This is a genomic window from Rufibacter sp. DG15C (assembly GCF_001577755.1).
Lineage (GTDB): Bacteria > Bacteroidota > Bacteroidia > Cytophagales > Hymenobacteraceae > Nibribacter.
Genome location: NZ_CP010776.1, coordinates 1226469 through 1250836, shown reverse-complemented (window position 1 = coordinate 1250836; position 24368 = coordinate 1226469). Strand labels below are relative to the sequence as shown.

Below are 24368 nucleotides of genomic sequence, written 5' to 3'. Positions count from 1 at the left end.
AGCAGCAAAATATATGACTAAACTTCTTCTAACCACCTTCCTTTTCCTCTCCTTTATGGGCTTGGTCAATGCACAGGACCTTTCTTCTCCCAACGGAAAGCTAACCATGAAATTCGCGCTGCAGGCCGACGGCAGCCCCACCTACACCCTTACCTACAAAGGCAAGCCGGTCATCAAACCCAGCAAGCTGGGGTTTGAGCTGAAGACTAGCGCCGCTATGAACGCCTCTGGAGGCTCAGACGCCAACATGGAGCAGAAAGGCGTGAACCTGCAGGCCTCCCTGCACCACAACTTCACGGTGGCTGACACCAAGACTTCTAGCTTTAATGAGACCTGGAACCCGGTCTGGGGCGAGGTGAAGACCATCCGGAACCACTACAACGAGCTGGCAATAACACTTAACCAGAAGGGGACCAACCGCCAGATGGTGGTGCGCTTCAGGTTGTTTGACGACGGATTGGGTTTTAGGTATGAGTTCCCTACCCAGAAGAACCTGGCCTACTTTGTCATCAAGGAAGAGAAGACGCAGTTTGCCATGGCCGGTGACCACACCGCCTTCTGGATTGCCGGCGACTATGACACGCAGGAATACGACTTCACCACTTCTAAACTGTCTGAGATACGGGAGATCATGGCCAAGGCCGTGACGAGTAACTTGTCGCAGACGCCTTTTTCGCCTACCGGGGTGCAGACGTCTCTCATGATGAAGTCCAAGGACGGTCTGTACATCAACCTGCACGAAGCCGCCCTGATTGACTACCCGGCCATGCACTTAAACCTGGATGACAAGAACCTGGTGTTCGAGTCTTGGCTGACGCCGGACGCCATTGGAGACAAGGGCTACATGCAGGCCCCGCGCAGCACCCCTTGGCGCACCGTGATGGTCAGTGATGACGCCCGCGACATCCTGGCCTCCAAGATGACCTACAACCTCAATGAGCCCAGCAAGATCAAAGACGTGTCCTGGATTAAACCGGTGAAGTACGTGGGTGTCTGGTGGGAAATGATCACGGGCAAGAGCAACTGGTCTTACACGGATGAATACCCGTCGGTACAGTTGGGCATCTCTGACTACACCAAGGCCAAGCCCCACGGCAAGCACGGCGCCACCACGGCCAACGTGAAACGCTACATTGACTTCGCGGCCAAGCATGGCTTTGACGGGGTGCTGGTAGAGGGCTGGAACATTGGCTGGGAAGACTGGTTTGGCAACTCCAAGGACTATGTGTTTGACTTCGTGACGCCGTACCCAGACTTTGACGTGGTGGGCATTAGGGAGTACGCCAAGTCAAAGGGCGTGAAGATGATCATGCACCATGAAACCTCTTCCTCGGTGCGCAACTATGAGCGCCATATGGACAAGGCCTACCAGTTCATGAAGGACAATGGCTATGACGCCGTCAAGAGTGGGTACGTGGGTGATATTCTGCCGCGCGGCGAGAACCATTACAGCCAATGGATTGTGAACCACTACCAGTATGCCATTGAGAAGGCCGCCGAGTACAAGATCATGGTCAACGCCCACGAAGCCGTCCGTCCTACCGGGGTGGGCCGCACCTGGCCTAACCTAATCGGGAACGAGTCTGCCCGGGGCACCGAGTACCAAGCCTTTGGGGGATCCAAGCCCAACCATGTGACCCTGCTTCCCTTCAACCGTCTCATTGGCGGACCTATGGACTATACGCCTGGTATTTTTGAGATGGATATCAGCAAGCTCAACCCAGGCAACACCTCACATGTAAACAGCACCCTGGCCAACCAACTGGCGCTATACCTGACCATGTACAGCCCGCTGCAGATGGCGGCAGACTTGCCAGAAAACTATGAGCGATTCTTAGACGCGTTCCAGTTCATCAAGGACGTGGCCGTGGATTGGGACGACAGCAAGTACCTGGAGGCGGAGCCCGGCGAGTACATCACCGTAGCCCGCAAGGCCAAAGGCACCGGCCAGTGGTTTTTGGGCAGCGTGGGCGGCAACAACGCCCGAACCTCTAACATCAAACTGGACTTTCTGGACAAAGGCAAAAAGTACGTGGCCACCATCTACGCAGATGCCAAGGACGCCCACTACAAGACCAATCCGCAGGCCTACACCATCAGAAAAGTAGACGTAACCAGCAAGACGAAGCTGTCGCAGTTTGTGGCTCCCGGCGGCGGCTATGCCATCAGTTTCGTGGAAGCATCTGGCAAGAAATAGAAAGCAGGAAGACTGGTTCTTTTTCTTCAGAAACTGGACAAGTTTATACACAAAAACGAACAGACGCGGGCAAAACCTCGCGTCTGTTCGTTTTTGGCCTGTTTTCTGAAAATTAAGCCAAAAATGGATTTCCTTATAACCATCGAGGTTCTAAAACCAATTTGTCATTGGGTCTTAGACATAGGAAAGAGTACTGCAGGGAAGTGGGTTTGAGAAACTTCTTGTTCTTTGAGTAGCCAAAAAATGCCTGTTTTTTCCTGATGTAATGCGGTGGTTTTATGAAAGGAAGGGATCAATTCTACGTATCTTTAAGAAGAAGCAATGTGAGGCTATGCAGTACTTTGTAGACAAGGAATCAGTGGTCCGGAAGATATGGGGCAAGAGTGACACCATCCTGTTCATTTTTGCGGGCGCCTCGGCTGAGTTTGCCCTCAATAAGGCGGTGGACTGGCTGTACTTTACCGGCAAGCTTCCGGCAGACCCGCTAGGCCGACTGTTCTCTACCGTTAGGTACGCCAGAATGATCGTGTTCTCGTCTATGGAAGACGCCAACAAAGCCATTGACACCATGGCCAAAATCCACTCGGCGGTAGAGCAAAGCAGAGGCGCTACTATCCCAGACTGGGCCTACCGCGATGTCCTCTTCATGCTCATCCATTACTCTATTGCCGCCTATGAGCTGCTGGAAAAGAAACTAACCGACGCCGAGAAGGAGGAAGTGTACAACGTCTTCTACCGGGTAGGCACCCGGATGGGCGTGAAGGAACTCCCCCCAACGTACGCCGCGTGGCTGCCGGTACGGGAGGCCCATCTGCAGGAGAACCTCCAAAGAAGCGAGTACACCTATGACCTGTTTAAGCAATACAAGAAACACTTGGGGGCTATGCGCTTTAAGGTGTTGATTGAAGGCCAGAAACTGGTAGTGCCACAACGGGTAAGGGAGCTGTTAGACTTCAGTGATTTCTCACTACTCACCCCCGTAGTGCCGTTGTACAAAGTAAGCCGGCTTATGAAAATGGACTGGCTCCTGAAAAACATCTTGCTTCCCGCTGACTACAAAGACCAGATTGACCAACTAGACGTTCACCCAGACTAAAATGCCACTTGTCCCAAGAATGAAGAAACCCGAGGCGCGTATTCTCTGCCTCGGGTTTCTTCGTTTTGAGATTGATTAGCCTATTTAATTGGGCGAACGCTAAAGGAAATTTTAAAGGACGTAAATAAAGAAGATGCCGTTTTTAACCTATTTCCTGAGAAACAGGCTAAAAACGGCATCCATCTTAAAGGCAAAGAGTTAGGGTAGATTAACGTTGGCTGGTCAGTTCTCCTAGCTTGGTGAACCTGATGTTGCGCACCACCGGGTTGCTATACTCCAGGGCCACTACTTTGCCGGTCTTGTCCCGCATAAAACGTACTAGCACGCCGCCTAACTGGAACGTATCAGGTTTAACCGGCGTCAGGGCAAAGCCGGGGCCGGCGGCATCATTGGCTTTACCCATTAAGCCGTCCTTGCCGGGAGCCATGTCAAAGAAGGCGCCTACCTCCTCGCTGGTGTATCTGCCGGTTAAGGCCTTCAGGTCAGCTGGGCTGGGAGTGTAAGGCTCGGCGCGTTTGTATTTGGCCGTTTTGCCTTCCATGGTCTTCAGTTCAAACTGGTCTGGTGACAAGAAGTTCAACTCAAACTGGTCCTGGGACATGTACTGCACAAAGGCACCATGACGCTTAAATCGGTTTTTAGACAAAGGCACTAGGCCTGGGCCACCTGCCACGCGCAGTCGGTCGCGGTCCAGGGCCAGACGCATGGTCTCGCCGGTCTGCTCATGGATGAACAGGCCAGCCTTGCCTTTAGCTTCCAGCAGCGTGTCACCGGTAAGGGCGGGCGGAGGACCTGCCAATGGATCCTGGGGCGTCTTGTAGCTCACAAACAAATCGGCTAGGCGTTCTGCCAGGCCGGTGGCGGGTTTTGCGTCTGAGTTGCACACCACGGCAATGGAGATGTTCTGCTCAGGAAAACTGCCCAGCCAGGAATGATACCCAGCCGCGCCGCCAGAATGCCACACCTCTTTCACCCCTCTAAAACTCTCCAGAAACAGGCCTCGGGCGTAGCCTAGTTGTCGACCGTTGTTCAGCTTGGCCGGTTCCTGTAGTTTCTCGCTCACAAAGGCACCCAGGCGGTTGTTTTTGAGGGCGTCGTTCCAAAGGACCAGGTCATTGGCCGTGCTCAGGATGGCCCCGCCGCCCCGGTCATTGCCCCAGTACATGTCCAGCTTGTAGCCGTCTTTCTGTTTCTCATAGGCCATGGCTCTGTTCTTGATGACGGCGGTCATATCTACCACGTAGCTGGTGGACTTGAGCCCAAGCGGTTCAAACAGACGCTTGCGCAGGAACTCCGCGATGGGCATGCCGCTTTTACGCGCCACAATCTCAGTGAGCAGGACATAGCCGCTGTTAGAGTAAGACCATTCCTCGCCGGGCGCAAAATTGAGTCCTTTTTGACGCAGGATGAGCGTGAGGGCCTCGGGCTTTCCGTTGGCCAGTGGCAGCAGACCCGTCCAGTCGCGCAGTCCGCTGGTGTGCGTGAGCAGGTGGTTCAGCGTGATTTTTTGACCATAGTCAGGGAGTTCGGGGATGTAGGTGTGAATGTCTTCGGTGAGCGAAAGGCTTTTCTCGTCTACCAGCAACAGGACGGCCGCCGCAATAAACTGCTTCCGGACGGACCCGATGTCAAAGATGGTGTTGGGTGTGATGGGTGCGTTGCGCTCAAGGTCCGCGGAACCGTAGGCGCGGCTCACCACCACTTTGCCGTTCTGAGAGACGGCGCAGGCGCAGCCGGGCGTTTCTTGATTGGCCCAATTGAAGATCTTGTCCACTTCGGCGGTCTTGTCCTGCGCATGCGCCGGCGAAGCGAAAAGTATAGCCACCACCAGCAGCGCCAAGAGAATGAAGTGTTGGAGAAACGATTTCCCCTGAAAGGAATAGGGCGTGTGTAAATGCTTTTTAAGTAGTTTCATATGTCATGCTTTTAAAAGTGTGGATTACTTGTGTTTTTGAAAGTGCTTTGAAATGCAAAGTTTAAAGACAAAAAAAATAGGCCGTTGGGTTAAGGTAACATGCGCTTCTTTAGAGCTACCTCAAGACTGGCGGTAAGATCTCGTTTTTGGCCTGTTTTCCGGGAAACAGGCCAAAAACGGATTGTGTAGGAGTCCGGTCAAGCTGATATCTAGGCTATAGATGCCTCACTTGAGAGCAGGGTTCTGTTTAGCGTTCTCATAGGCTTCCAGACATTTCTGAAGGGGCTGGCCTGCTAGGTGAATACAATCGCAGAACGTGACACAGGCTGCTGGGTTAGCGCTGTCCTCGCATTGGCTTTTGCAGTCTTTGGACGTGTTGCGCGGCATCAGCTCAAATCCATGAAAGGCGAACAGCACCACCATCGCCATCATGGTTGCTACCCCCGCAAAAAACTTAAACGGGAAGGTCGTATTCAGTTCTGGCCATTTAGGCAGCGGGTTGGTATTGGGATCTGGGTAGAGGGGTAGAATGTACTTCCATCTATGGTAGTACCAGCAGAGCAGGTACAGGTTGGCCATCACCATCAACGGCGAGGTGACAAAAGACCCTTCAAAGCGCACCGAAATGGACAAGATGCAAATGTTTAAAATGATGGGAAAATAGATGATGGCTCCCAGCAGGGCGGTCCTTGGAATCAACAACAGCACGGCCGCCGTCACCTGCAAAACCCCGATGAGGGTGTAGTAAAAGCCCGTATTGTAAATGGCTTCTAGGAAATTGCCCATGGGGTGGCTATCTGGGAGTACCGTGAACCGGTTGCCCAGCACCTTGACCATACCAGAGGTGATAAACCCGAAGGCCAGGGCCACCCTCAAGAAAATGGCGAAAAGATAGAGCCAGCGGTTTCCTCTTGCCCATGCATGCAGCTGGTCTAATTTGGTAGTGATTGTCATTCTTGTGTGCGTATGGTCTGGCCTTTCGGTTCTAAAGTGCTGCTGGTTTCTGTGTGCTAAAGTTTGTCAATCATGTCGCCTAGGTCACTCACCCCAAGCGTGAATAGCACAATGACTACGCCAAGGCCAATTTTAAGCACCACGGGCATGGTGAAACCAAACCATCCTTTAAGCAGGGCATTGGCCGGCGGCAGGTAAAGGAGAGAGAGAATGAAGTAGGCAATGGCAGGGACAGGATGTACCAGAAACAGATTGAGAATGCCTATCGCTATGATCAATAGACCAAACACCCAGCCTGCTAAATGACCTGTGTTCATTGATGAGTTTGACGTATTTTCCATGATAATTTCCTTTTTAAGTAAATGAAAGCAGTGTTTTTAAGCTGGCTTGGGCTGCTACTTTCTTAAGGCCCAAGCCAGCAGAAGATAAAGTGACGGTTGAAAAATCCGTGGCTATTTAAACCCGAAGAGGATTGGAAACAGGAAGGTCACGATAATGGCCCATAGGCAATAGATGGGCAGGTAAGTGGCAATGGTCTTGCCAACCCCGCTAATGTCGCCTCGCTTGGATAGGGCTCTAACCAATTGCGCCGTTACCAGCAGCAGGTTAATCAGAATAAGGACGTTGCTCCCCAGAACGGCCGCTCGGTTTGGGGTAATGCCCCACTCGGCAATCCTGAACAAGATGGCGGACAGGGCAATGCCGTTTACCAGAATGGTGACCAATGACAGGAGCGCCAACACCCAGATTTCTATTTGGCTTTTGGTAGATTTGGCCCCCTCCGCGATAGAGAAGAAGATAATGGCCATCACGCCAATGAGCAGCGCATTGAACATGATCAGGAACTCGCGGTCATTGTAAGGGTCTTTGCCCGAGTACATGATGGCCACCAGGTAGATCACCAGCATCACCAAGACCAGCGGGCTAAACATTCTGGCAATGACCGGTGAGACTTTGCCCACTAATTGCGGATTGGTCTGGATAAGATAAGTGCCCAGGATAGGAACCGCCGGTAAGCCAAAGACCACCACGTTCTGGAAGTAGAATTCGGCTATGTCAAAGCCTATCAAACCAAAAAGTCCCAGCGTGATGCCCGTCATGATACCGCCCGCTATGACAATGAGCGTAGTCATGACCACCAAGTCCCCATTGAACTTTAAGTACCCTATGCGCCGCTCCACGTCATTCTGCGGACCGCCTACAAAGGCAAAACCCAGAATAGACCACAAGAACAGAAGCATGTGCAGGCAGGAAAGAATCAAGGTATCACTGGTCTGGACATTAGGCAATGAATTGATGAACACCACCCCTGCCAAGGTCAACGCAGTCATCAACATGATTTTGCCGGTTGACAGTCTGTTCTTCCAGGCAAAGTAGGCCGTTAACAGCGGGAAGAGGATGAACCCAATGTTTCTGGGGTAGAAGAACTCCTCATTGATGGAGAAGATAGCCGGAAACTTAGCGATGATTCCCGCCACCAGCGCCATGAGGAGCACCAACCTAAGTTCTGTGCCAGAGCCCCAATTAATCTCATCAGAGTCATGTGTGAGCCGCTCATGCCAAAAGTCTGCCAGGGTGTTGCCTTTCACCGTTGGGTACAGGGAGATGAACTCCTTTTTAAAGGGAGCCTTGTTGGACCGGTAGAGTTTTTCCAGATGGCTGGGATTGTCAAGGTGGGTGATGATTTCTTCTCTCATGGGAATGTGCTTTGCGCCTTTATGGCAATGTTTAATCCTTTTTCTTAAGAATGCTTAATTCCACATGGTGCCAGCCAAGCCCAGCACAATGCCTAACCAAAGGCCAATGAAGAACACCACAATGCTGAGCAATATGGCCAGGGTTCTGTTAAAGCCTCGCGAGCTTTGGTAGTCCATGAAGGCGTAAAACAAACCACCCATTGCGCCAGCCAGAGGCGTAATGATCAAAGGTCTGATTTGCCAATATTGACCCCACGCTGGGTTTGGATGGTCTACCCCAAACACGAAGAAGGAAATTGCCAGCAGGCCAATGATGGCTCCAATGATGACTGGCATGGCCAAGGGAACTGAATGCTTGGGCTGGGTTGAGAAATTGTCTTGCGTTGTCATGATGCTTGAAATTAAAGTGTTATGCAGTTATTTGTTTTTATTAAAGTACTTTGAAATGCAAAGTGTATGGGCAAAAAAATATAGATTATCTTATCCTTTTACGCGAAAACAGTTGGTGAGTACACAGGATTGATTTGGTTTTCATTTCAGTTAGTCACATTTATGAGGATCAGATTGGTTGCTTAAGGTTTTAGAATTCCTACCTATCAACCTACTCCTTTTATCAGTTTCTCTAAGGCTTTAAGATGGTCTTCAAAGGCTTTCTTCCCTTCTTTGGTGATGAAGTAGGTAGTGTTAGGTTTTCTGCCTACAAAAGATTTCTCCACGCCAATAAACTCTTCCTTCTCCAAGGCCTTCATATGGCTGGCCAGGTTACCGTCCGTTACATCCAGGTACTCTTTCAAGGAGTTAAAGTCAAGCCGGTCGTTGACCGCCAGCACCGACATGATGCCCAGCCTAATCCTGCTCTCAAATGCCTTGTGTAAACCATGAATTGATATTCTCACCGCTCGTACTTGTAATGCATGTAAATGCCATATATGATATGGACCACCCCAAAGCCTAAGGCCCAGAAGAACAAGCCATAGCCCACAAAGTAAGCGCTAATCAATCCTAACCCAACCTGAATGAGGCCCAAGCTTCTCATCTCGCCGTAGGTATACTTGCTGGCATTGTACAGCGCCAAGCCGTAGAACAACAAGGTGAAAGGAGCTACAAAACCAATGAATCCTTTAGCGATCAAGATCAGAATCAAAAGACCACCCACCGTTAAGGGCACAGCCATGTTGATGAGCACTCTTCGGGCCGTGGCATTCCACAGGGTCTCACCGCGTTTCTCAGCCTTCTTAGACGAAAGGTAGATAGCCGTCCCAATGGCCATGGCCAGTATAAAGGCCGCCAGAAGAATGATGTTCAACAAGCCAGTAGACCAAGCGCCCGCCGCAAACGCGCTGTCTGTGATCCCGTCAGGGTGAAAGTCAAAAACGGCATAGGCAATGTAGGCACCCACCAAGGCGTAAATGCCTGCCATGATGCCTGCCCACCCAGAGAGCGACAGAAACTTAGTGGACCGCTCCATCATGGTGCGGATCTCCGCTAGATCCCGGCTATAATCCTGTTCTTGTTTCATCTAAAAGTGCTTTGCGTTTCAAAGTTAATAAGATTTAGACTTATCCCAATAAATCCATGAAAATTATTTTTGCAAAACGTGGGCAATTACCCACTTAACTTAAAAAGGGAGGCTCTGTCCTCTGTGTACAGGGCCTCCCTTTTTAAGGTTGGAAAAAGATGTAGCAATAGGATGTCTTGTGGATAAGGTGGGCAGCTGGGCTAGAATAGTTCTTGTGATGGTCCTTTACTTACTGGCCAGAGCCCTTGTTAGACGCAGCTTTCTGCTGAGAACAGAAGATGTCTGTCAAGTGCTTCTCAAAATAGCTATTGGGCGCCAAGGTAGAAGAGACTACATGGTCCATCACCTGAATGCGCATGGTGATGCTGTTGTCAAGGTTACTCTCAAAGTAGTATGCCTGGTTGTTGTTGTAGTCTGTAGAAATGGAGGCTATGAGTCTGAATTCCTTCAAGAACTTGTCCACGGCTATTTTGCAGTGGTCATTTTTATAGGTCTTGAATACCAAAGTGTCATTGTTGATAAGGGGCAGGATTTCTTTCTGGAACTGCTTCATAACCATTTCTTTACTTTAGATTACCTATTCATAGTGCAATGACATTCATTGAATGTTAATAGTTTCATTAATAACGGAAATAATTGGATGTTTATTGAAGGTATTGGATTGATTATCATTTAATTACAGGATGATTTCTTCCTGTGAATCACCGTTGCTTCCTCTGAAAAGGTAGAACAAAAGCTCTAATCGTTGATTTAATAGGTGAAGGCGGGTTACTTCTTACATCCGCATTCCCATCTGTAGTTTTCAGAGAACTCTACCGTCACCTGCGCCACCGTGGTCCCCTTCTGGAATTTAGAGGATTTGGGCGCCTGTCCTTTCATGGGACCCGAAAGCCAGGTGATGGCGCCCGTTTTGACGTTGTAGCTATACCTGCCGGTTCCCCCATTGTCTAGCCACCGGTAAGTGCCGTCCTTTCTTAACTCAAAGTAGCCTTTGTAATCAAACCTGTAGGCGGGGCTGGCGTTGGGGCCGTTCCAGATAGATTGGTGGCAGGTGTATTTTCCATAGGTCAGCGGGCCGCCATACGTCACCTTAGGAGCAGGTGCAGGCTTAATTATCTTGGCTTGTTGCTTTTTGTCCCATAGGGCTTTGGCCGAGGCCACGTCTGTTGTGTATTGGTTTTGCAGAGCGGCGTCGCCGGCAATGGCTTTCTGGTAATAGGACTGGGCGGCTGTAGTTTTGCCCTGCGCTGCCAAAGACACCGCCATCAAGTAGTTCACATAGGGATTCTGGGCGTCTCTGGCCAAGGATAGGAAGAAGCTGGTTTCAGCACTCGCAAATTCGCCGGCCTCATAATACTGGATACCGCCATGGGCCTCCTGGCCGGCACTCAACATCTGCGTCTCGGGGCCGCTGATGGCGTAGGAATGTTTGATCTTGGCAATATAGGCGGCCAATCCTTGTGCCGAAGGATTTGTACCTATGGGGTTACTAGGTTTGACTGGCGTTTTAGGATTGGGTGTGGTGGATACGGTAGAACTGCTTTGCGGCATTTCTCTGGCGAATCGGGCTTTTAACCCAGGACTCAATGCAAAGGCACGCTCTAGATATGCTTCGGCTTCTTTGGCTTTCTCTGGGTCGTTTTGCTTAAGGAGTGAGACCGCTAGTTGATAATTAGCATAGGGATGGTCTTGCTGCCGTTGCACTATGGCCCTGAAACTATACGCCGCCGAGGAGTAGTTCTTCGCCTCATAATACTCCTGCGCATACATGAAATCTGACCCGATGGACATGAACGCCGTCTCATTTCCGCCCGTGGCTTTGGATGCCTTCAGCTTTTGGATGTAAGCCTCCAACTCATCCTGCCCGCTTTGGGCAGACGCTACCCAGCCCGTACCAAGCAACAGGCACGCCATAAACATACGCAACAGTAATCTAGTCATAGAATAAAAGTGTGAGGAACTGTACCGAGGGATGTTAACTAAAGATAGTAAAATCTTAATATTTAATAGAATAATAGAAACTATTTTTTTAACCCGCAGAGCAGTTACAGGTTGGTTTTAAGCACAATAGACTTACTATGCTGGAAGAGGTTAGGCGTTTTTGACCTGTTTTCCAGAAAACAGGCCAAAAACGAAGGACAGTCAGCATTGGTGAGTAAGCCATGGGGCCAGAAAATGGGTTCAGAAATAGTTTTACCAGAGCAGGCAACCTGACTCTAAACATCTGCATCTCATAAGGGCAAGGCAACCAATACTAAGCTTCACCCACTGCCAACCTACCCAACTATGAAAAACCTATCAAGATTTCCCCAGGCCTTCGCTCGGCTTGCCGGCGCGTTTACTTTTGCCATTTTACTGAACCATCAACCAGCGCAGGCTCAAACAGACAGCGTTGATGTGTTCTTGCAAGAGATAATGCAACAGCGGGCCATCCCGGGCATGCAAGTGGCCGTGGTACAGAAAGGGCGCATCATTAAACTGGGCGCCTACGGAGTGGCTAACTTGGAATACAAGGTTCCGGTGACCAACCAAACCACCTTTTCCTTGAACTCCATTACCAAGTCCTTCACAGGTGTGGCGCTTATGCAGTTGGTTGAGGAAGGCAAGCTGGCGTTAGACGCACCCGCCGCACAGTACCTGGACAACCTGCCGCTAGCCTGGCAAAAGGTTACCGTCAAGCAACTGGCGTCTCATACCGCGGGTTTGCCCAACGTGATTGACCCTGCCACCGGCGAGTGGACGTTCCAAACCCTAGGCGATGCCGGGTGGGCCCAAGCGCTCACCCAGCCAAATGAGTTTGCCGCCGGTCAGAAGTTCAGTTATAACCAAACCGGCTACGTGCTTTTAGGGCAGATCATTGAAAAACTGACAGGTAAACCCTTCGCAGAAATTGTAACAGAGCGCCAGTTGAAAACCGCAGGCCTGCAGAAAACCGGTTTCGGGGATTTTAGCGACGTGGTGCCTGGGCTGGCCAAGCCCTACGTCGTGCGCAACAGAAAGCACATGAACGTGGCAGAGCACTTCCCAACGGTGACCAGAACCGCAGCCGGTATGTACAGCACCGCTCAGGAAGTAGCCCAATGGACCATTGCCCTGCAACAAGGCAAACTCCTTGAAAACACCAACAGCCTCAAAGCCCTTTGGGCGCCTACACCCTTGACTGACGGGCAGCTAGGAGGGTTTTCAAGGTTGTTAAACGGCTACGGCATAGGTTGGCCCACCATGACCAGAGCCGAACACCCAGCCGTGGGCGGGATTGGCGGCGGACGGTCGGCGTTTTTCATCTACCCCCAGGATGACGTGACCATCGTGGTCTTGACCAACCGCATGGGCTGCGCCCCCGAAAGCTTTATAGACGAGCTAGCCAGTTTCTACGTGCCCTCCATGAAACCATCCACCGGGTTTGGCCTTCCGGCCGAAGTGCTGGTGTTGCACAAGGCCTTCACCAAAAAAGGCTTTCAGAACGCAGAGAAAATAGTGCAGGACCTCAAACGGAGGGATAAAAACTACCAGGTAGCGGAGAATGATCTAAACGATTGGGGCTATTTACTCTGGAAGCAAGGAAAGCTGCCCCAGGCGCTGGCCGTATTCAAACTAAACGTGGCACTCTACCCCAACAGCGGCAACGCCTATGACAGCTACGCCGAAGCTCTGCTAGAGAACGGTCAAAAGGATTTAGCCATCCAAAACTACAAACGCGCCGTAGCCTTAAACCCGAAGAACAATGGGGCCATTAAACAACTACAAGCCTTAGAAGGCAAATAGCAGTTGATGAAAGGAGAATAACTGAATCTCCTGATGGGATAGGTAAAGTTAACGGAGCCTCGTTTTTGGCTTGATTTCCGGAAATCAGGGCAAAAACGAGGCTAGGTTATTTCTGCTTGTCGGTGGGGGGATGGCCCAGGCGCAGGCAGATGAGGAACTCGGTGCCAACGCCCTCCTTGCTGGAAACCTGAATATCGCCGCCCATGCTTTCTACCTGCGTCTTGATCATGAACAATCCCAGTCCCCGTCCTTCAATCTCATGGTGGAAACGCTGGTAGAGTTTAAAGATCTTGTCGCCGGCTTTTTCTTCGTCAAAGCCAGAGCCATTGTCTGTGAACAGGACTTTCACCCATTTGCCCTTGACCGTAGCCGAGACGCTGATCTCCAGGTTTCTGTCTGGTGAGCGGTATTTGATGGAATTGGTGAGCAGGTTGTGGAACATACTGAACAGGTACGCCTTGTTGCCGGAGACCCGTAAATCTTGGTCTATGCTTAGCTTTACCTGGCCATGAACCGCGTCAATGGACTCGCGCAGGCTTTCCATGGCCTCTGTGCAGACAGAGGTGAGGTTGATGCTCTCCACGTCCAGGGTGTCTTTGTTAAACCCAACGGTGAGGATGGTGTTCAAATCCTTTAACACCGTGTCAATGGAGAGAATGGACTTTTCAATTCCCTTCAGGGCTCGTTCATAGCCGCTGTCTTCTTTCTCTAAAAGCGGAAGCAGTTTGGCCAGTCCCAAGGCGTTAGCCACCGGTGCCCGCAGGTTATGCGACACAATGTAGGTGAACTGCTGCAAGTCCAGGTTTTGGCGGTTGAGTTCCTCGGTGAGCTTGGTTTGCTGTTCCTCGGCTTTTTTAAGCTGGGTGACGTCCGTCTGGATGGCAATGAACCTAATCACCTTGCCTTGTTCGTTTTTGACAGGGGTGATGTTGAGGCTTACCCAGAATTCCTCGCCGTTCTTCTTGTAGTTTAAGATTTCCTGCGTGAAGGGCTCGCCAGACTTATATCCGGCAAAAATACGTTTTCTTGCTTCTGGGTCAGTATTGGGGCCATGAAAGAAGTCATCGGGGCGTTTGCCTACTACTTCTGGCAGGGTATAGCCGTTAATGTTGGTAAAGCCCTCATTCACCCATTCAATGTGGCAATGGGCGTTCATGATGACCACGCCGTTGGTGATTTTGCTGGCCACCAAGGACAACATGCTCAACTCATTTTGATACCGTATGCGCTGGGTGATGTCCAGCAGATACACGGAGAGTCCGCCTTCAAAAGGGAAGAATTTCACGCTCAGCCATTTGCGCTTCCGTTTTAGGTAGGCTTCAAAAGACACAGACTTGCCGGTGGTGAGCATGCGTTTGTAGTGCTTTCTAAATTCATCCTCTACCTCTTCAGAGAATACTTCCAGAATGCTTCTGCCCAAGCTGTCTTCTTTGTCTATGCCCAAGAGTTTGACCATCTCGCTGTTGAGGTGGGTGATTCTTAGGTTGCGGTCCAAGGTGAAAAAGGCGTCTGTGATGCTCTCCAACACGGTATTCAACCGCTGGGCCTGCCTTTGAATAGTCTCAAAGGCCTGTTTAACCACGGTGATGTCTTTCGCAATGGTCTCTACGCCTAATAACTTGCCTTTTAAGGACAGGGGGTACATGACAATCTCAAATACCTTCTGTTGCTTGGTTTTAGTGATTAAGGGAATCTCAAAACTAGTGGTTTTTCCGGCCAGAGACTCCTTGAAATACCGCATGGAGGTGGCTAATTGGTCGGGGGGCAGTAGAAAAGCGACTTGTTGGCCTATTACTTCTTGGGCTGGATAGCCCAAGGCCTGCTGAAACGCCTGATTTACCTCAATGATAGAACCCTCTGGGTTCTGCAGAAAGACTACATCTGGGTTCTTCTCAAACAGGTTCCGGTATTTCTGCTCGCTTTCCTGCAAGCGGTGGTTGCTTTGCACCTGCTCTGTGATGTCTCTGGAGCTTACCACCAGGGCTTGGATGTTGGGGTTAAGGAGTTGGTTGCTCACCGAGGTGTCTACCCAGCGCCACTGTCCGTCTGCCCTTTTAAACCGAAACCCGCGGTTGTTGATGTACGTGTCTGATTGGAGTAGCGTGGCAAAAGAACTCTTAGCCTCTGGCAAGTCATCTGGGTGGATGTAATGGAAAACGTTCTTGCCTATCAAGTCTTCTGGACGATAGCCCAAAATGCGTTCTGTGGGGCCGCCTACATAGGTATAGATGCCTTCTAAGTTTAAGAGCGCCATCATGTCTGCCCCGTACTCCACCAAAATCTCATGTAAGTCTTTGGTCTGGCCCGGCCCGGTGGTGTTTACTTCCTGGTATCTGCAGTCTTTGGCCACGCAGTAGAAAATGTGGTCTTGCTCAACCCAGATGGCAGACCACTCCAGTAAAATGGGGGCTCCGTTTTTATGTTGATGGCTTATCCTTTTCCTGATGGGCAGTTCTGGCAGGCTGGAGTTTTGTCTAAGCAACTGCCTTGTTGTCTCTAAGGGAGGATAGCTATGCTCTGTTCTTATGATCTCTGACAAATGCTTGCCCAGCAGCTCATGGGGCAAATACCCCAACAGATGTAAGCTGGCTTCATTCACGTACTCAAAATGGCCGGTTTGATCAAGGGTGCAGTGCAGGTCTGTGGAATACTGTACCATTTTCTCAAAATCCACAGGCTTGTGGCCATTGTCCTGCTCGCTAGATCCCGGGGGTACTCCCAAGGTGGACGCTACCTTACTCATACTGATAAGGCTTTAATTAAGTGTTGAGGTACTTCCAGAATGCAAGAGTAACTAGGCTAGCCTAGGAATACATGCGTTTTAGGGGGAAAAGCGGCTATGTATTTTGCTTGTCTTTCTTCTTGGGGGAACGAAGGGGAATATAAAACCTGGCAAATAGTAGTTTACGAAATTTTAGAATGTAAAGGTGTTGGTTGTCAGGTATTTTGGTTGGTTGGCAGGACTAAAGCTTACGATAAAGATTTGATTGCTGTTGTTAAATATATTAAAAAATATTGGCAAAATTATAGAATGCTTTTGCGTTGTGTAATTATTATCAAGAAGAGGATTCATGGAGAGCATCCTCCATTAAAAGAGAGAGACTTGTTCTGTAAAGGAACAAGTCTCTCTCTGATCAATCACTTGCAATTATTGTATCACTATCTTCTGTTGAAGTGTGGCAGTGGCTGTTTTTATATGCAAGATGTACACTCCCTTGGCAAGAGCCTGGACAGCCCATTGGCGCTTGAAGTTGCCTTTGACTCCTAAGACCTTGTCTACCTTAACCACCTTGCCGCTAAGGCTTACCAATTGTAAGAGTATATCTGTTTTAGTATCAACGGTGGTTTCAATATTCAGGACGTCTGAGCTGGGGTTAGGCGTGGCTTTGAAGGTAGCCAGCATTACGTCTTCCTCAATGCCCAAACAGGTACTTACAGTTAATGGCTGAGTGGCAGTATTAGAACAACCGTTCCCATCTGTATAGGTGTACGTAATGGTGTGCGAACCAGGTCCGGCTACCCTTGCATTGAACTGATTGTTGCTGACCCCTGGCCCACTATAGACACCTCCTGTTGGAGAACCTCCTGTTAAGGTAAAAGGACTTTTATCTTGACAAAGCGTGGCAAAGGCCTCTAACGTTACAGTTGGCGGTGCCACAAGTGTAACTTGCGTAGCAGCTGATGTTGTTTTGCACCCTTCGGAATTACTCACGGTAACAAAATAAGATCCTTTTGTAGAGACGGTAATGGAACGAGTCGTTTCATTGGTGCTCCATAGGTAAGAAGTACCTTCAGAGGCAGTGAGGGTGACACTAGAGCCTTGGCAGATAGCAGTGGAACCACTTGCTTGAATGGTAGCCACAGGACCTGGCGTCACCGTAACAGTCACCTGAACCGTTTTGGAACATCCTTTGGCGTCTGTACCGGTCACCGTATAGGTGGTGGTTTCTGTAGGTGAGGCAATCGGGTTGGCAATAGAGGCATTACTCAAGCCTGTAGCCGGCGACCAAGTATAGCTTACCCCCCCAGATGCGGTCAAAGTAGTAGAGCCGCCCTGGCAAATGGTAGAAGCACTAGCAGAAGCTGTGATGTTAGGCAATGGGTTTACAGTCACTTTAACTTGGTCTGTTTTTATACAAACATTGTTTTCATTGGTGACGGTCACGGTATAGGTGGTGGTGGCACTGGGCGACGCAATCGGGTTGGCAATGCTAGGGTTACTTAATCCCGTACTTGGGGTCCAAGCGTAGGTTAAACCCCCGCTGGCTTGCAATTGGACACCGTTTCCAGCACAAACCGTCACATCTGGCCCCGCATAGGCTGCTGGGTTCACCGTCACCTTTACCACGTCTGTAGAAGAGCAACCATTGGCTGTGGCAGTGACAGTGTATTCCAAGGTGATGGGTGTATTGCTATCGCTTGGATAAGTCAGCGTTGGGTTGGCAATGCGGGTATTAGATAAGCCAATGGCTGGAGACCAAGAATAGGTATAGCCGGTGGTGGCAGCTGTTCCTAACACAATAGGCTGACGGGAGCAGACCACCTTGTCTACCCCGGCGTTGGCCACTGGAATTGGATTGACTTTTACTGTGACGGTTTTGGTAGACACGCAGCCCGCCGCCGAGGTGCCGGTCACAGTGTATGTAGTTGTGACGGCTGGAGAGGCAATTGGAGTAGCGCTGGTAGGGTCATTTAGGCCAGTGGCCGGACTCCAAGTATACGTTGCTGCCCCAGTGGCTTGTAGTTGCACCGAAGAACCTATGCAGATAGAAGGGGTCGCGGGTAAAACCGTCAAAACAGGCTTAGGAGTTACATTCACAAAAACCGTGTCATTGCGGCTGCAACCTTCAGCATTGGTTACGGTGACAATGTACCGCGTAGTAGCCGTAGGGAAGGCGAATGGGTTGGCAATGTTAGGGTCGCTAAGGTTGGTGGTGGGGCTCCATCTATAGGTAGTGCCTCCGGTGGCATTTAACTGGGCACTATTCCCTGCGCAAAGAGCCACATCTGGGCCCGCATTGGCCGGAACGGCTGGGTTGATGGTAATACGTACTTCATCAGTGGTGGTGCAGCCATTTGCAGTCACTGTAAGCTTATATGCTCTGGTGATAGCCGTCTGGCTGGTGTTGATGACGGTAAGCGTAGGTGTTTTGACTGTGGCACTAGACAAATCTGTGGCAGGCTCCCATAAGTATGTGCCCGTAGAGGTAACTGCTGAACCCAGCACTAATGCCTGGCCAGAGCAGATACTTCGGTCAAAGCCGGCGTTGGCTATTGGCAAAGGCTTAACAGTAACCGTTACTGTTTTGGTATTCGTGCAGCCCGTGGCTGAGGTTCCAGTTACAGTATAGGTAGTTGTTTGCGCAGGCGTAGCGACTGGGGTGGCGCTGGTAGGGTCATCTAAGCCTGTAGTTGGGCTCCATGAGTAAGTTGTCGCCCCTGATGCCTGCAGTTGCACGGAGGCACCCGCGCAAATCGCGGGGGCTGCAGGAGCTATGACCAAAGTAGGCAATGGGTTGACGGTCACTACAACTTGGTCTGTGCGCACACAGCCATTGGCATTAGTGACAGAAACGGTATAGATAGTAGTAACGGTTGGTGAAGCAATAGGACTGGCGCTAGTACGGTCATCTAGAGTGGTGGATGGGGACCACAGATAGCTTACTCCACCGCTGGCCGTCAGTTGTACGCTCTGGCCTGGACATATTACCTTGTCCTCTCCCGCGTTAGCGGTGGCTGGCTTTACTTCTACTACCGTGGTGTTAGAGTTAGTACAGCCATTCAAAGAAACGGTAAGGGTATAAATACCGCTGGCTGCAGTCTCAGCATTTGGAATGGAAACTGCTTGGCCTGCAGCTGAAAATCCGTTTGGTCCGGTCCAGGCATAAGTGGCACCAGTAATTCTGCCCGCAGTTAAGGTAAGCGTACTGCCCGCGCAGATGCCCGAATTAGACGTGATGGAGGGTTTTGCCGGAGGAGTCCCAATGGTAAGATTACTCCCATTGTCCAAGACCATCATATTGGAGGTAGGATTCGAGGCTACCACTCTAATGCGATAACCTGTGCCCGCCGTAATATTTAGAGGTAAAGCCACCTCTATCTGGCCAGAAGCAGTGCCTGATGCGCTACCCAAAGCCCGCGGTGAAGTGAAACTCCCAGAAGAACTAGATAACTGAACTGTGAAGGTATTGCCCAGAGGGAAATTAACGTCAGTATAAAATGGTACCGTCACCGTACTACCCACACAAAAAGGAGAGCCTGCGATAGGGAGGGTTTTAAGAGTGTCGTCAACGGCTCTAAATTCTTTGGCAAACGCATGGGCCTGCGGTGTAGTAAATAGGCAGCTCAGTAAGACTCCAAAGAAGAATAGTAAAGAATGTTTCATATTAGCAGAAGGTATAAATAGCCGCTAAACAACCCGGCTATTAATGGCTTAATAGTGAAATTAAGTAACAAGTAAGTACTATTTACAAAAAAACGCTAAATAGCTGTTTTTAAGTCACAGAAAGCCTAAATGTCAGGTTAAATAAGGGCAAAAAAGAATGGAGGTAACTGATTAGTACTTGACTTACACCTTCTCCTCCAGCCACAGGAACCCTAACGCCAGCAGTAATCCCAACCCAAAAGGCCACAAGGGGAAGGCTTCTTTTTGCTCGATATGCTTCTTGTCAATTGCATGTTTAGGAGCCGAGGCAAGGTTTAGATTGGATTGTTGTAAGTGATATAGCCGATGGGTTTGCCAGGAAGTAGATGGATATATAAAGAAATTGGCACTTAGACCGGGAGCTGATTGAAAGGAGTGCCAGCCTTGCTTTTGCGGCCAGATAGTAAAGGTCAATTGAGATGGCAACACCGTTGAACCAGCTGAGAGAACAGACGATGAGCTGCCGGTCTTTTCAGTTGATATCACAGGCTTTTGTAATTGGCCTTCGCCGGAAGTAGTAAGTGCTGCGGACTGGTGAACAGTAGCGAAGAGGGGCTCTACAGAAATAGCAGATTCTTCCAATGGTTTTGCCAAGCCAGTCAATACTGTGGCCCAGAAATCCTGATACAGCTTTTCTTTTCCCTCTAAGGCCAACGAGAAAGTCTCAGGCACCAAACTGACGCCCACTTGCCCTACTCCTTTTCTAGAGGTGAGGACCAATGCTTGGTTTTGCCTGTTGCTCCATGCCAGCGGTTGCTGGCCTTGTGTAGGCCTTATCGCAAAGGCTGTTAATGGAAGCACCACCGCAGAAGAAGTCTGCCCCTGCCATCTTACCGGCCCGTTTACGGCCTCTTTTTCTGAAATCCGGGCAAAAGCAGCTTCCCCAAAGAATGGGATGGACTTGGGCCTGTCACCGGTGAACGTGGTCAAGACGCCTAACCCCTGTTGCCGGACGGCCTGCTGTACCGCCTGCTTCTCCTGGCCCGACATGCTTTGCAACGCAGCCGCATCTAACAGCATCACGTCAAATTTCTGTAGCAATGCTGGCGTCACGCGGCTAACCTGAACCGCAGGCAGGTTCACGGTTTCGGTTTGGTAGATTCCTTTACTCACCTGGCTCCGCACCGCTACCCCGTGGCCTTTCTGCGCTAAGGCGTTCTTCAGAAACTTGACCTCAAACGACGGCGCGGAGGAAAGCAGCAGCACGTTTAACAACCTTGGCGCTTCTACTATCACTGGGATTTGTTCTTGGCGCAAAGAATCCTCCGCATCTCGCCACTGCAAATGGTACACAAACCGACCGGTAGTCTTGGGTTGGAACCTGAGCCTGAACATCTGTTCTGCTCCTTTCTTGATTTCCACGGAATCCCGCTTTATACCCGCTGCCTGTAGATAAAGACGCGTAGCCTGTCCAGTCGATATGAATTTGCCCTGCACCTGCACGTCCTCGCCTAACGTGATTTTATGGGGCCAGGAAGCGGAGAGCACCCCGGTTGGCAAGGGAGCCAAATGCGGAATTACCTGCAAATTGCCTAACTCAGCTAGTGTTTCTTCTTCTAACCCATGACCCAAAACATGCACTGTCTGCACTGCGGGGTTGCTCGCTTTGAACTGGCTAAAGTCCGTCACCAAGGTGGCGCGGTCTGCTTTCACGTCATAACTGAATACCTTCGGTTTGGGGCTTAAGCGATTGAGAAGCGAGGTAAGGGTGTCTGGCCTGTAGCCTTCGGTTAACAGGATGGCCTCTGTGGCGCTATAAGTGCGGGTAATGGACGGGGGAGACACCAGCAAAACCAGGCACGCTACTGCCACCCACGAAGCGACTATCCGCCAAGCCAGTCTTCTTCGGTCTGCACGGCGCACGGCCAGCCAAGTGAGCCAGGTGCCCAGCAACACAGCAAATACCAAAAGAAGCAGTAGGGAAATGGTCACGGTTAGTTGAGGCGGTTAAAGTAGTCTTGGGCTAGGTTTTTCTCAGGTGCGGGCGTCAGGCGTTTTTGGGCTGATTTCTCAGAAACAGGCAAAAAACGGTGCAAGGCGCTTTCCACGCGCACCAAGCAGTCATGGCACAACTTTCGGTTGGCTCTCAGGTCTTGAACCACTTGGCGTACATCCTGAAGGGCGCGTAAATACTGTCCCGGCTCGCGAACGGCGGCTCTGCCCAGTTCTTGCCCGGCTTGTTCCAGTAAGCTCGCATCTTCTGGCTTGGCTTTGCTTCCTGCTTTCAGGTTCTCTACGCGTTGCAGGGCCTGGCGCACCACGGGGTAAGAGGCAGATGGCTTTTCTTCGCGGCGTTGCTGGACGGTCTGGACTTTACTCAAATCGCCGGTGAGGCGTTTTTCTGGCTCTTTCAAAGGAGGCGGTTCAAAACCGCTTTTCTTCACATAAACCCTAGATTTCTGCTGAACGTCTTTGAGCATGCGCAGGGCTTTGTACTCAAACGGCAGGGCTTCTTTAGGTCGATTGGTGCGTAGCCGAAGCTCGGCTTCCCACATCTGGGCCAGGGCGCCTTTGAGCTTCGCTTTGATGGCGGGCTCAAAGAAGGTGGCGGCTTCTTCCTGGTCGTGCTTGTGCAGGTAGGGGTCTAGGAGTTCGCCCATTTTGGCCTCGTGCTCAGTGACGCCTTTGGGCGGGGAATGGTCGTGGCCGTCGTCTGCGGTGTGGCCTTCGGCTAAGCCTTCGGGCAAGGCGGCATTGCCGATGGTGGATTCAAACTCCTCACCCAGGAACTTGCCATAGCGCAGGCGCAACAGTTTCTGGTCTACGCCAATGTTGTTGGACCGGTCCGCGAAGACCGCTTGCGTAAGGCCTTTCTGTTCCTGAATCAGTTTCTCGGTGTCAATGATAATCTGGCGCTGGCTCCTGAAATACTCGGGGTTGGGATTCACGCCAAGGGACAGGTCATCCATGGTTTCTACCACGGTGGTGTCTTCAATCTCCACCAGAAAAGACTCGGTGCGGGTGTAGCCGCGGTGGTTGTCGTAGGCCTGCAGGTAGAAGTACAGCTCATCGCCGTAGGTCATGCCCAGCTTCTTCAGATCCAGGGTCTGGTTGAGTTGTAATTGTCGGGGCTGTCCCGCGAAGGAGAGGTTCAAGGGGATGCGCTGTTCCCTGAACTTGACCGCCTCACCTTCGCCTTGGGCCACGGTGGCCACCATCTCGGCTGAACGCAAGCCGTAGTCATCCTGCAAGGTGGCCTGAACTGTTACGCGCTGGGCTTGCCCGAAGAGAATCTCCAGGTACTGCGCTGGTTTCTTCACGGTGATGCTAGGAGCTTGATCTGGTATCACTTCTATGGAATAAAAATCAGAGGCCTGCCCGTTCAGTTGCAGGTGGTAGAGCGTGGATTGGGTGAGCGTCACCGATGCCGTATAAGTGTTCTTCTGGTTGGGCGCCGGCCGCAACAAGATTGGCTTCTGGTTGCTCAATACCAGTTTAGGCGATGGAATGGCTTGGTTGGTCTGTACCGTCCATGTGACCTGCGCGCCCACCTCGGCCTTAAATGAAGGCTTGGTGACGGCATACGGAGCCTTGCGGGTGTAGGCGGGCGGCGAAATGCGGATGTTCATCTGCTCAATGTTCAGCAGAATCTCCTTCGGCTGGGCCACGGCTTCTTGTGCATTAGTGGAAGTGCCAATACGGGTAGCGCCTGCTTGTTGTGGCTGTTGCAGAAGCCGGGGCACAAACCACAAGCCCGTCGCCAAGACCAAACCAATCACCAATGGCAAGAAGCCGTTTCTATAGCTCACCTGTGACACTTCCTTAGCCGGAATCTGCGCCAATACATCCGCCACCCGCTGCCGCTGAAGTTGCGGGAGCAAGGTCAGTTCTTCTTCGGGTTGCAGGAGCAGTTGGGTGCTTTCCTCTAGTTGCGGGTATTGGCGATTGAGGTGTTGCGCCACGGTGGCCAGACTGGTCTTTCGGTAGAGATCCCACCAGCGCCAGACTTGTAAGGTAAACACAAGCAACAGCAACAAGAGCGCCGCCATGACGCCTCCTTCCCTGCCCCAGCCTTTGTACGCCCACATGCCCAACGGCAACGCCATGCCCAGCGCCTGCAAGGCCATCACCGCCGCTTTCCTCCGGAAGTAGTGCGTACGCACTCGCTCCAAAGTAGCGGTCACTGGGGTGGTATGGGAGGTGGTTGAGGTCAAGAATTATTGTTGGACTGTGTTAAACAAAGCGCTTTTATTCTATTATTTTCCTCAAATCAGAAATAACTGATGGTAGTATTGTTGGGTCAACCTGAAATTCAACTTTAATGTCATAGGAGTAGTCGTTTGCAATCCTATCCTCTTCCAATAGATTGATGCCGACTGCAAGATGCCCTAGATTATCTATTGCTCTAAAATACAATGTAAATTCTCCAGGGCTCATTCCTTGAATTTCTGCTTGTCCTTTTCTGGTTTTGTCGAGCTCATTTAAACTTGAGATAAAGTTTTCTAGGTCTCCAAGGCTTATCCAAATGTGCTTTCTAAAACTTCCTTTAATGATTTCGGTGTCGAGTCCAACTTCAAGCCGGTAGCTTGGGTAATCCTCTTTTATTGATTCAGCTACTATGACTTCAATTGTTCTATTCTTTAATTCATTCTGAACTTTCATGATTTAAATGACGGCCAACTATTGTATAGTAAAAAGACACAAATTAGAAGGAATACCAACGCAATGGCTGTATATGTTAGCATATTGACTGCGCGGCTATTGGCTTGTGCTTCTTTTTTGTCGTTTTCAATTTCCTGTTTTAGAATCACATATTCCTTTTGCCATTCGCTTCTTCTGATCTCAATGTCAGTTTTGTCTA

17 protein-coding genes are annotated in these 24368 nt (G+C 50.6%); 3 read left to right on the top strand and 14 right to left on the bottom strand.

Annotated elements, in window-relative coordinates:
- The first annotated feature begins 13 nt into the window (after window positions 1–13).
- The gene (locus tag TH61_RS05210) at window positions 14–2197 is read left to right on the top strand and encodes a glycoside hydrolase family 97 protein (protein WP_066506756.1); all 2184 of its coding nucleotides are present in this window, start codon (window positions 14–16) and stop codon (window positions 2195–2197) included.
- A gap of 331 nt (window positions 2198–2528) precedes the next feature.
- Window positions 2529–3293: an oxygenase MpaB family protein gene (locus TH61_RS05205; protein ID WP_066506747.1), complete on the top strand. Its 765-nt coding sequence runs from the start codon at window positions 2529–2531 to the stop codon at window positions 3291–3293.
- Window positions 3294–3501: 208 nt separating this feature from the next.
- Here the strand turns inward: TH61_RS05205 and TH61_RS05200 are convergent, their stop codons facing one another.
- The 9 genes from TH61_RS05200 to TH61_RS05160 all read right to left on the bottom strand — a co-directional run bounded on the left by TH61_RS05200 (window position 3502) and on the right by TH61_RS05160 (window position 11319).
- Window positions 3502–5208, bottom strand: coding sequence for a serine hydrolase (locus TH61_RS05200; RefSeq protein ID WP_066506738.1), 1707 nt, complete (start codon window positions 5206–5208; stop codon window positions 3502–3504).
- 225 nt (window positions 5209–5433) lie between these two features.
- Complete coding sequence (locus tag TH61_RS05195; RefSeq protein ID WP_066506736.1) at window positions 5434–6162, bottom strand: hypothetical protein; 729 nt, start codon at window positions 6160–6162, stop codon at window positions 5434–5436.
- Between the two features lie 56 nt (window positions 6163–6218).
- Complete coding sequence (locus TH61_RS05190; RefSeq protein WP_066506734.1) at window positions 6219–6503, bottom strand: hypothetical protein; 285 nt, start codon at window positions 6501–6503, stop codon at window positions 6219–6221.
- A gap of 111 nt (window positions 6504–6614) precedes the next feature.
- The gene (locus TH61_RS05185) at window positions 6615–7859 is read right to left on the bottom strand and encodes a hypothetical protein (RefSeq protein WP_066506732.1); all 1245 of its coding nucleotides are present in this window, start codon (window positions 7857–7859) and stop codon (window positions 6615–6617) included.
- A 54-nt stretch (window positions 7860–7913) separates the two neighbouring features.
- A complete protein-coding gene (locus tag TH61_RS05180; protein WP_066506722.1) occupies window positions 7914–8249 on the bottom strand; it encodes a potassium transporter KefB in 336 nt (111 codons plus the stop codon).
- Window positions 8250–8455: 206 nt separating this feature from the next.
- Complete coding sequence (locus tag TH61_RS05175; RefSeq protein ID WP_231862335.1) at window positions 8456–8695, bottom strand: transcriptional regulator; 240 nt, start codon at window positions 8693–8695, stop codon at window positions 8456–8458.
- 56 nt (window positions 8696–8751) lie between these two features.
- Complete coding sequence (locus TH61_RS05170; protein WP_066506718.1) at window positions 8752–9378, bottom strand: hypothetical protein; 627 nt, start codon at window positions 9376–9378, stop codon at window positions 8752–8754.
- Between the two features lie 229 nt (window positions 9379–9607).
- Complete coding sequence (locus TH61_RS05165; RefSeq protein WP_066506717.1) at window positions 9608–9931, bottom strand: hypothetical protein; 324 nt, start codon at window positions 9929–9931, stop codon at window positions 9608–9610.
- Window positions 9932–10146: 215 nt separating this feature from the next.
- On the bottom strand, window positions 10147–11319 hold the full coding sequence (locus TH61_RS05160) for a M48 family metallopeptidase (RefSeq protein ID WP_066506711.1): 1173 nt from the start codon (window positions 11317–11319) through the stop codon (window positions 10147–10149).
- A 345-nt stretch (window positions 11320–11664) separates the two neighbouring features.
- Here TH61_RS05160 and TH61_RS05155 point away from each other — a divergent pair, with 345 nt between their 5' ends.
- Window positions 11665–13143, top strand: a complete 1479-nt coding sequence (locus TH61_RS05155) for a serine hydrolase domain-containing protein (protein ID WP_066506708.1) — start codon at window positions 11665–11667, stop codon at window positions 13141–13143.
- 106 nt (window positions 13144–13249) lie between these two features.
- Here the strand turns inward: TH61_RS05155 and TH61_RS05150 are convergent, their stop codons facing one another.
- From TH61_RS05150 to TH61_RS05130, 5 genes are all read right to left on the bottom strand, one after another.
- Window positions 13250–15886: a PAS domain S-box protein gene (locus tag TH61_RS05150; RefSeq protein WP_066506707.1), complete on the bottom strand. Its 2637-nt coding sequence runs from the start codon at window positions 15884–15886 to the stop codon at window positions 13250–13252.
- A gap of 405 nt (window positions 15887–16291) precedes the next feature.
- A complete protein-coding gene (locus tag TH61_RS05145; RefSeq protein WP_197464095.1) occupies window positions 16292–19276 on the bottom strand; it encodes a T9SS type A sorting domain-containing protein in 2985 nt (994 codons plus the stop codon).
- Window positions 19277–19711: 435 nt separating this feature from the next.
- On the bottom strand, window positions 19712–21499 hold the full coding sequence (locus TH61_RS05140) for a hypothetical protein (RefSeq protein WP_066506702.1): 1788 nt from the start codon (window positions 21497–21499) through the stop codon (window positions 19712–19714).
- A gap of 2 nt (window positions 21500–21501) precedes the next feature.
- Window positions 21502–23721, bottom strand: coding sequence for a DUF4175 family protein (locus TH61_RS05135; protein WP_066506700.1), 2220 nt, complete (start codon window positions 23719–23721; stop codon window positions 21502–21504).
- Window positions 23722–23755: 34 nt separating this feature from the next.
- A complete protein-coding gene (locus TH61_RS05130; protein WP_066506697.1) occupies window positions 23756–24169 on the bottom strand; it encodes a hypothetical protein in 414 nt (137 codons plus the stop codon).
- Window positions 24170–24368 lie beyond the last annotated feature (199 nt).

Coding starts and splice junctions, on each gene's coding strand:
- TH61_RS05180 (WP_066506722.1), bottom strand. CDS start 8,249: ATGACAACGCAAGACAATTTCTCAACCCAGCCCAAGCATTCAGTTCCC.
- TH61_RS05205 (WP_066506747.1), top strand. CDS start 2,529: ATGCAGTACTTTGTAGACAAGGAATCAGTGGTCCGGAAGATATGGGGC.
- TH61_RS05170 (WP_066506718.1), bottom strand. CDS start 9,378: ATGAAACAAGAACAGGATTATAGCCGGGATCTAGCGGAGATCCGCACC.
- TH61_RS05165 (WP_066506717.1), bottom strand. CDS start 9,931: ATGAAGCAGTTCCAGAAAGAAATCCTGCCCCTTATCAACAATGACACT.
- TH61_RS05130 (WP_066506697.1), bottom strand. CDS start 24,169: ATGAAAGTTCAGAATGAATTAAAGAATAGAACAATTGAAGTCATAGTA.
- TH61_RS05185 (WP_066506732.1), bottom strand. CDS start 7,859: ATGAGAGAAGAAATCATCACCCACCTTGACAATCCCAGCCATCTGGAA.
- TH61_RS05155 (WP_066506708.1), top strand. CDS start 11,665: ATGAAAAACCTATCAAGATTTCCCCAGGCCTTCGCTCGGCTTGCCGGC.
- TH61_RS05175 (WP_231862335.1), bottom strand. CDS start 8,695: ATGTCGGTGCTGGCGGTCAACGACCGGCTTGACTTTAACTCCTTGAAA.
- TH61_RS05190 (WP_066506734.1), bottom strand. CDS start 6,503: ATGGAAAATACGTCAAACTCATCAATGAACACAGGTCATTTAGCAGGC.
- TH61_RS05150 (WP_066506707.1), bottom strand. CDS start 15,886: ATGAGTAAGGTAGCGTCCACCTTGGGAGTACCCCCGGGATCTAGCGAG.
- TH61_RS05200 (WP_066506738.1), bottom strand. CDS start 5,208: ATGAAACTACTTAAAAAGCATTTACACACGCCCTATTCCTTTCAGGGG.
- TH61_RS05195 (WP_066506736.1), bottom strand. CDS start 6,162: ATGACAATCACTACCAAATTAGACCAGCTGCATGCATGGGCAAGAGGA.
- TH61_RS05210 (WP_066506756.1), top strand. CDS start 14: ATGACTAAACTTCTTCTAACCACCTTCCTTTTCCTCTCCTTTATGGGC.
- TH61_RS05160 (WP_066506711.1), bottom strand. CDS start 11,319: ATGACTAGATTACTGTTGCGTATGTTTATGGCGTGCCTGTTGCTTGGT.